This is a genomic window from Microcystis sp. LE19-41.2A (assembly GCF_027530405.1).
Lineage (GTDB): Bacteria > Cyanobacteriota > Cyanobacteriia > Cyanobacteriales > Microcystaceae > Microcystis > Microcystis aeruginosa.
On sequence record NZ_JAPZQJ010000071.1, the window covers coordinates 1 to 7,900 of the forward strand.

Below are 7,900 nucleotides of genomic sequence, written 5' to 3' on the forward strand. Positions count from 1 at the left end.
GATTATTTTTTATTTATTCTCCCCACTACCCCACTACCCCACTACCCCACTACCCTACACCCCACACCCCACACCCCACACCCAACACCCCACACCCCACTTCCCCGATGATCGAGAAAAAACTTCATCAAGAGGGGAACAACTTCCAGTAAGATGAAAAATGGTCAGTGAAAAAGCTAACCGAAATTTATTGTCGGAAATGGTAACACCGCCCCATTTCCCCAGACCCTAGAGGCTAGAGTCCGGTAAACCAGCGGATAAAAATTGACATCCATGAGTGAAGGTATTTTCGATCGAGTTAAAAAAGTTGTTGTGGAACAATTAGAAGTAGAGCCGGAAAAAGTTACTCCCGACGCAAGCTTTGCTAATGATCTGCAAGCTGATTCCCTTGATGTGGTGGAGTTAGTGATGGCTTTAGAGGAAGAATTTGATATTGAAATTCCCGACGAAGCGGCCGAACAAATTGACACTGTGGGCAAAGCTGTTGACCATATTAGCGAGAAAGTAGGAGCAACCGCCTAATTATTGCGAGAAAATTGACAATTTAGCCTTAAATATCTGGGGCAAAATCTGCCCTTATTTTTGAACAAACATGACAGAATTGCCATTAAAAAGGGTTGTCATCACGGGGATGGGTGCAATCACTCCCCTCGGCAATAATCTAGCAGACTATTGGACAGGCTTAATCAACGGCAAAAGTGGCATTGGTTTAATTACCCACTTTGATGCCTCCCGTCACGCTTGTCGCATTGCTGGGGAAGTGCGGGGTTTTGACCCCCACGACTATGTGGATCGCAAAGAGGCAAAGCGCATGGACCGTTTCGCTCAATTTGCCGTCGCCGCCAGTTTGCAAGCACTGCAAGATTCTCAATTAGTTATCGACGCTCTCAATGCCGATGATATAGGAGTACTAATCGGTACGGGCGTGGGTGGCATAAAAGTGCTTGAGGATCAACAGGAAATTTACTTGACAAAAGGTCCGAGCCGGTGTAGTCCCTTCATGATCCCGATGATGATTGCCAATATGGCCGCTGGTTTAACCGCCATCCACACGGGGGCCAAAGGACCGAGTAACTGCACCGTGACCGCTTGCGCCGCCGGTTCCAATGCCATCGGCGATGCTTTTCGTCTAGTACAAAGGGGTTTGGCCAAAGCGATGATCTGCGGTGGGACGGAGGCCGCCGTTACCCCCCTAGGATTGGCTGGTTTTGCCTCCGCTAAGGCCCTGTCCACCCGCAACGATGACCCCACCCGGGCCAGTCGTCCCTTTGACAAGGACCGGGATGGTTTTGTCATGGGGGAAGGGGCAGGAATCTTGATTATAGAGGAATTAGAAACGGCCTTAGCCCGTGGGGCGCGGATTTACGCCGAAATGATCGGTTATGGTCTGACTTGCGATGCCTATCACATGACTGCACCGGTTCCCGATGGTCGTGGGGCCACCAGAGCGATCGAATTAGCGATCAAAGATGCCGGTTTGACTCCGCCGGAAATTAGCTATATCAACGCCCACGGCACCAGTACAGGGGCCAATGATCCCACGGAAACCAAGGCGATTAAAAAAGCTTTAGGAGAATCGGCCTACCAAATCCCCGTCAGTTCCACCAAATCGATGACAGGCCACCTTTTAGGCGGTTCTGGCGGCATTGAAGCCGTGGCCACGGTAATGGCGATCGCTAATGATCGGATTCCCCCGACTCTCAACCTTGACAATCCTGACCCCGATTGTGATCTTGATTACGTCCCCTACGAAAGTCGTCAGCAGATAGTTAACGCTGCCCTCTCCAACTCCTTTGGATTTGGTGGCCATAACGTCACCTTAGCTTTTAGAAAATATGCTTGAGTCGATGCCCCCGAAAGAGTAATCTTTGAGTGGCTCCCTCTTTAACCTGGTCTTATTTTTGTAGTTCATTCTAAAAAACATTATGGTTGTCGCCTCCCAATCCCTCGAAGAACTTTGTATTAATGCGGTGCGTTTTTTAGCGGTGGATGCCGTGGAAAAAGCTAAATCGGGACACCCCGGACTGCCGATGGGGGCCGCACCCATGGCCTTTGTCCTCTGGGATCAATTCCTGCGTTTTAACCCGAAAAACCCCCAATGGGTCAATCGCGATCGTTTTGTTCTCTCCGCCGGTCACGGTTGTATGCTGCAGTATGCTTTGATGTACCTGACCGGATACGATAGCGTTCCCCTAGAGGAAATTAAACAATTCCGGCAGTGGAAATCGAAAACCCCTGGCCACCCCGAAAATTTCGTCACGGAAGGGGTGGAAGTGACCACCGGTCCTCTGGGTCAAGGGATTGCTAATGGTGTCGGTTTGGCCCTAGCAGAAGCCCATTTAGCGGCCCGTTTCAACAAACCGGATGCCAAAATTATCGACCATTACACCTATGTGATTTTGGGTGATGGTTGCAATATGGAGGGTATTTCCGGGGAAGCTTGTTCTTTAGCCGGTCACTGGGGTTTAGGCAAGTTAATCGCTCTCTACGATGATAACCATATCTCGATCGATGGTTCCACCGATATCGCTTTTACCGAAGACGTGAGCAAGCGTTTTGAAGCCTACGGTTGGCACGTTCAGCACGTCGAGAATGGTAACACCGATTTAGATGCCATTGCCAATGCGATCGCAGCCGCCAAAGCTGTCACCGATAAACCCTCGATGATTAAAATCACCACCACTATCGGTTATGGTTCCCCCAATAAGTCTAATACCGCCGATGTTCACGGGGCAGCTTTAGGAGCAACAGAAATCGAGTTAACCCGAAAAGCATTAGGTTGGCAATACGAGCCGTTTGTGGTTCCCGATGAGGTGTTAAATCGTTTCCGGCAAGCAGTGGACAAGGGAACGACGGCAGAAACGGACTGGAATAAGTTATTTAACGAATATCAGGCTAAATATCCCGCAGAAGCGGCTTTATTTGAACAGTTAACCACCGGTCAACTGCCGGAAGGTTGGGAGCAAGCTTTACCGGTTTATAAACCCGAAGATAAGGCGCTCGCTAGTCGTAAACACTCGGAAATCTGCTTAAATGCGCTTGCGGGGGTTTTACCCGGTTTAATCGGTGGTTCGGCGGATTTAACCCACTCTAACTACACCGAATTAGAGCATTTTGGTAATTTCCAAAAAGGCAGTTATCAGGAGCGTAACGTCCATTTTGGCGTGCGGGAACACGCGATGGGGGCGATTTGTAACGGTATTGCTCTCCATAACACGGGATTGATTCCCTACGGGGCAACTTTCCTGATTTTCACCGACTATATGCGGAATTCTATCCGTTTATCGGCATTGTCAGAAACCCGCGTCATCTGGGTAATGACTCACGATTCCATTGCCTTAGGGGAAGATGGACCGACTCACCAACCCGTGGAACACGTTGCTTCTCTGCGCGCTATTCCTAACCTGTTAGTCATGCGTCCGGGGGATGGTACGGAAACTTCCGGTGCTTATAAAGTAGCGGTGAGCGAAAAGAAACGCCCGACTTTATTGGCTCTCTCCCGTCAAAATCTGCCCAATTTAGCGGGAACTTCCCTTGCGGGTGTGGCTAAAGGTGCTTATGTTATCACCGATTGCGAAGGTACTCCCGATGTCATTCTCATTGGTACGGGGGGCGAGTTGTATCTCTGCGATAAAGCGGCTGCGGTGTTGAAAGAAGCAGGAATTAAAGCCCGCGTCGTTTCTATGCCCTGTTGGGAGCTATTCGAGGAACAATCGGCAGAATACAAAGAATCGGTACTGCCGAAAGCAGTGAAAAAACGTCTCGCAGTGGAAGCGGGTTCAACTATGGGTTGGCATCGCTACATCACCGATGAGGGGGATGTGTTGGGGGTTGATACCTTCGGCGCTTCTGCTCCGGGGGGTGTGATTCTAGAGAAGTTTGGTTTTACCGTGGATAACGTGGTAGCGAAGGCAAAAGCGTTGTTAGGTTAATTAAAACTTTGGTTTTGTGGAAAAAGCCCGCGCAAGCGGGTTTTTTGTGGTTATAGGTCAACCTAGTTTAGGCTTTAGGGTTAGTTCATGTAAAAATGTAAAGTAGGAAGCTTTAGTAGTTAGCCAAAACCTTTACACTTGAGATAATTATCACGATTCCTAGAGCCATGACTAAAGGGGAAAGCCCTATATCGAAGGAAACAATCAAGAGCCTAACACTAGATATAGAAGGCTCACTGTTGTCTTTTGATAAATTTATCAAGGCTCAAGAACAATTAGCAATACTACTCCATGAAGTAGATAAAACCCTTGCTAACAAAAATCGCCCCCTGATAAATTGGAGAATCTCTCAAATTCATAGTGGCAGCATTCATCTTACTTTAGAAGGAATGCCTCAAGATCAGATTACACCTAGTCAAATTTCTGAAGTTATTAAGACTGTAGAAAGGGGAATAGTAACAATTTTAGAACATCCGATTCGCCCTAAGTATTTTTCTGATCGAGCTTTAGAAAGTGCGCGATCATTAGCAATATTGAAAAAAAGAGATGAGTTTATGGTGCAATTGGGCTTTGATTCAAGGTGTATCGACTTGAATCAAGCTTTGATTGCTAATGTTGATGAAATTATCGGGGGAAAATATCAAAGTTTTGGTACTGTAGAAGGTGTGCTTAAAGCTATTGATGTAAGTCGTCAACCTATTTTTAGAGTTTACAATTTATTGACTAATAAAAGTGTTAAATGTTACTTTGAACCAAATTTACTTGATAATATCAAAGAATATCTAGAAAAAAGAGTCTCTGTATCGGGGATAGTTACCTCTAGAGAAGATGGGGAAAAAATCGGGATTAAAGTTGAGTCAATTGATCTTTTTCCTGAGGAAAAAGATTTACCTACCATTGAGGAAATGATCGGAATTTGGGGAGGAAGTAAGTGATTCGTCCAACAAAAAAGCTACACTACTGGGATTCTTGTGTTTTTTTAGCTTTCCTGAAAAATGAAAAGGATAAAATTAATGATTGTATTTCTGTTCTCAAAGCAGCTGAAAATGGTCAGGTAATAATTGTGACTTCTGCTCTTACTTTTATTGAAGTGGTGAAATTAGAAAAAGGACAGCCAAAATTACCTAAAGAAAGTGAGGAAAAAATCAGAGATTTTTTCCGACATGAGTGGATTTATATTTATGATGTGGACAGAAAAGTTGGTGAACTAGCCAGAGAATTGATGTGGCAATATCAGGCACTAAAACCTAAAGATGCAACTCATGTGGCGACGGCAATTAAAGCCAGAGTGGATGTTTTAGATACTTTTGATGATGGCTTGCTGAAACTCTCTGGAGAAATCGGTGATCCTCCTTTAATAATTAGAAAACCTTTTTTTGAAGTTCAACTTGATCTTTTTTGAAAAAGTACCCATTCTCGCACAAGAAAATTACAAATCGAATTACCGAACACAAAAGGTCTAAATTGATAGGAATACCTTCATATTAAAACAGATTTTGATTTAGTGATTACATCTCTTGCCAATGCTTTTTTTCAGACCAATTTAGAAACGGGACTATTTGTTTGGAAGCCCACACCAAAAGAGCAAATATTTTTAAGCAAAATTAATATTAATAATCAAGAAGAAGCCCTTTTAAAAATGTACGTTGCCAGAAGTAAAGATTTAACAGCAAATCAAACCAATAATATCAATTGTTCTCGCCAGAAATGCCAGGATCAAAACTGTAATTTCATCCCTAATTATCCCAAAATTTTCTTTGATGTTAATACGGCTGAACCTCTACAACCATGGCTACCGATAGAAAAAATAGAGGATTTACTTGATTAAAATTAGGAATCAAGATACATCGAATAAACTTAATTGTAGAGGTGTAAATCTTGCAGGTTTCTCAAGATCATAATTAGCAATAAATACCTCCTTGCCCTTGCGTCTTTCACTCTGATAACCATGTTCTAATTTTAAACCATTTTTTTGATCATCAGTTCGATTAATAGTGTAATTCCATTCATTATCTTGTAAAGAAATACACCAATCATACATTTCTCTAATTTCGGAGCAATTATCATAAGTCAAAAGAAATTTAAATCGATGTTGATGTTTTTTCAACGTCTTACATAACCTTTCATGATCTTCTAGACTGAAGAAGCAGGAATAGAATTTATTTTGATCTGCTTGAAAGTAAGGAGGATCGACAAATAAAAAGTAATCATCGGGTAATTGATTGATTAAATCTTCAAAATCTAAACAAGATAAATTGACATTTTGCAGTTTTTCCGAAGTGGTTTTTAGGTGAGAAGGCCAGTTTTCAGGACGCATAGAATACTTATCACCATAGCCCCAATAACAATTTTCAAGTTTCATAATTCCTGAGTAGGAAGTTCTATTTAGATAATACCAACGCATGGCTCTTTCTAGGTCATTGGCTGGTTGAAATTCATTTTTATAATAATTGTGTAATTCTTTGGTAGCGTTTAGACCTTTTAATAATTCAATTAGACTATTAAGATGATCTTTGATATGTCGATAACAGTTGATTAATTCCTCATCTTTGTCATTGAGAATATTCTCTGCTACACTTTCCTTAGCAAAGAATATAGATGCTCCCCCCGCAAAGGGTTCACAATACTTATGGTGACTAGGAAGACAAGCTAAGATTAGCTTACGGGCATAAAATTTACCGCCGGGATAACGAAAAGGAGAATTACTAAGTTTTTTAGCGATTTTGGACATTACCTTTGATTTTAGAGGCTTTTCTTTGAGATTATTTTAACAAAATTACGATATTTTATCTAGGAATGTCAGAGAAGTTCGGTTTTACTGTGGATAACGTGGTAGCGAAGGCAAAAGCGTTGTTAGGTTAATTAAAACTTTGGTTTTGTGGAAAAAGCCCGCGCAAGCGGGTTTTTTTGTGATTATAGGTCAACATAGTTTAGGCTTTAGGCTTAGTTCATGTAAAAATGTAAAGTAGGAAGAAGTACCGTAGGTTGGGTTGAGGCACGAAACCCAACATAACCAACAGCTAAGACAGGAAACCCAACATAACCAACAGCTACTTTTTTAACGTCAACCCAACTACTTAAAGGAGTAAAAACCATGAGTCTGTGTCTCAATCCTAATTGTTCCTCCGCCAATCCAGATGGCAATAAATTCTGTGAAAAATGCCGCTAGAAATTGTTCTTACAAGAGCGTTATCAAGCAACTCAATTAATTGGTCAAGGAGGATTTGGTCGCACTTTTAAGGCGATAGATTACAGTAAGCCTTCTCGACCTTATTGTGTGATTAAACAGTTTTTTCCCTCGGTTCAAGGGACTGATACAATTGAGAAAGCCTCAGAATTATTTGAAAAAGAAGCAATCCAATTAGAAAAATTAGGAAAACATCCCCAAATTCCTGAACTTTTCGCCTATCTCAATCATGATGATAACCGTCAATATTTGGTACAAGAATATATTGAAGGACAGAATTTAGAACAAGAATTAAGAAGCCAGGGGGTATTTAATGAAGCCAAGATTAAAGCTTTATTAACGGATATTTTGCCGGTTTTAGATTTTATTCATAGTCAGGGAGTGGTTCACCGAGACATTAAACCAGAAAATATTATTAGACGTAACTCAGACAAGAAAGCGGTTTTAGTAGATTTTGGCGCGTCTAAAGTTGTTACACATCTTAACCGTTCTGTTACTGGTACAGTAATCGGTTCAGCGGAATATATCGCACCAGAACAAGCCAACGGTAAGCCGATCAATCTTAGTGATTTGTATAGTTTAGGAGTCACTTGTATTTATTTGTTAACTCAGGTTTCACCCTTTGATTTATTTGATACCAGGGGAGCATCTCACTTACGCGATAAGTAATTATACTTAGCCTAAAAGCCACTCTTAATCGTGTCTTGGAACGAAATAGAGGCTTTTAAAGACTGCGTACATGGAGAATTAAAACAAGAATTACCCTCGAAAAGCCTATTTT

7 protein-coding genes and 1 pseudogene are annotated in these 7,900 nt (G+C 42.3%); 7 read left to right on the forward strand and 1 reads right to left on the reverse strand.

Annotation, left to right across the window (positions count from 1 at the left end):
• Positions 1–273 precede the first annotated feature (273 nt).
• The 6 genes from acpP (at position 274) to O9290_RS03065 (ending at position 5,760) form a co-directional block, all read left to right on the forward strand.
• Entirely contained in the window at positions 274–522 is a 249-nt protein-coding gene (gene acpP / locus O9290_RS03040; protein WP_002798625.1) for an acyl carrier protein, read from the forward strand.
• Between the two features lie 70 nt (positions 523–592).
• Positions 593–1,843, forward strand: coding sequence for a beta-ketoacyl-ACP synthase II (fabF, locus tag O9290_RS03045; protein WP_288055821.1), 1,251 nt, complete (start codon positions 593–595; stop codon positions 1,841–1,843).
• An 82-nt stretch (positions 1,844–1,925) separates the two neighbouring features.
• Complete coding sequence (tkt, locus tag O9290_RS03050) at positions 1,926–3,932, forward strand: transketolase (RefSeq protein WP_052277202.1); 2,007 nt, start codon at positions 1,926–1,928, stop codon at positions 3,930–3,932.
• Between the two features lie 167 nt (positions 3,933–4,099).
• Complete coding sequence (locus O9290_RS03055; protein ID WP_004159432.1) at positions 4,100–4,867, forward strand: hypothetical protein; 768 nt, start codon at positions 4,100–4,102, stop codon at positions 4,865–4,867.
• On the forward strand, positions 4,864–5,334 hold the full coding sequence (locus tag O9290_RS03060) for a type II toxin-antitoxin system VapC family toxin (RefSeq protein ID WP_004159431.1): 471 nt from the start codon (positions 4,864–4,866) through the stop codon (positions 5,332–5,334). The genes O9290_RS03055 and O9290_RS03060 overlap by 4 nt, the downstream gene beginning before the upstream one ends.
• A gap of 102 nt (positions 5,335–5,436) precedes the next feature.
• Positions 5,437–5,760, forward strand: coding sequence for a hypothetical protein (locus O9290_RS03065; protein ID WP_288055817.1), 324 nt, complete (start codon positions 5,437–5,439; stop codon positions 5,758–5,760).
• Positions 5,761–5,769: 9 nt separating this feature from the next.
• On the opposite strand, the gene O9290_RS03070 is transcribed toward O9290_RS03065, so the two are convergent.
• Positions 5,770–6,663 carry a DNA adenine methylase gene (locus O9290_RS03070; RefSeq protein WP_288055814.1) on the reverse strand — a complete coding sequence of 298 codons (894 nt, stop codon included), beginning with the start codon at positions 6,661–6,663 and terminating at the stop codon, positions 5,770–5,772.
• A 363-nt stretch (positions 6,664–7,026) separates the two neighbouring features.
• Between O9290_RS03070 and O9290_RS03075 the strand changes: the two are divergent.
• Positions 7,027–7,773, forward strand: a pseudogene (locus O9290_RS03075) (protein kinase domain-containing protein); the annotation flags it as partial.
• Positions 7,774–7,900 lie beyond the last annotated feature (127 nt).